Below are 356 nucleotides of genomic sequence, written 5' to 3'. Positions count from 1 at the left end.
GCATGTTGTACCGCATACGAGTAGGCTGTCCATGGCGAGACTTACCTTCTTATTTCGGTCATTGGTCTAGCATATATCATCAATACCGTTATTGGCGTAAAACCGGTAAATGGCAAAAGCTCATGAAGATAGTCACAGCAAACTATGATAGTGAATGGTTATTTATAGACGGTAGCGTGGTCAAAGCTCATCAGCATAGTACAGGCGCAGCCAGTCATCTTGATGAGGCCATTGGTAAAAGTGTTGCAGGTAATAGCAGCAAACTGCACTTAGTGGTCGATGCTTGTGGTAACCCTATACATGTTGAGCTGTCAGGTGGGCAAGTACATGACTCTAAGATGGCAAAGACGTTGATA

At 44.1% G+C, this 356-nt stretch carries 1 protein-coding gene; it reads left to right on the top strand.

Going from position 1 to position 356, the window contains the following annotated elements; all coding sequences use genetic code 11:
- A partial coding sequence (locus tag EI164_RS16785) for an IS5 family transposase (protein WP_192521084.1) occupies window positions 1-356 on the top strand: 356 nt, incomplete at both ends.

This window comes from Psychrobacter sp. FME13, assembly GCF_014861395.1.
Classification (GTDB): Bacteria; Pseudomonadota; Gammaproteobacteria; order Pseudomonadales; family Moraxellaceae; genus Psychrobacter.
The sequence above is the reverse complement of the archived record's forward strand: the minus strand, read 5'-3'. Positions and strand labels throughout refer to the sequence as shown.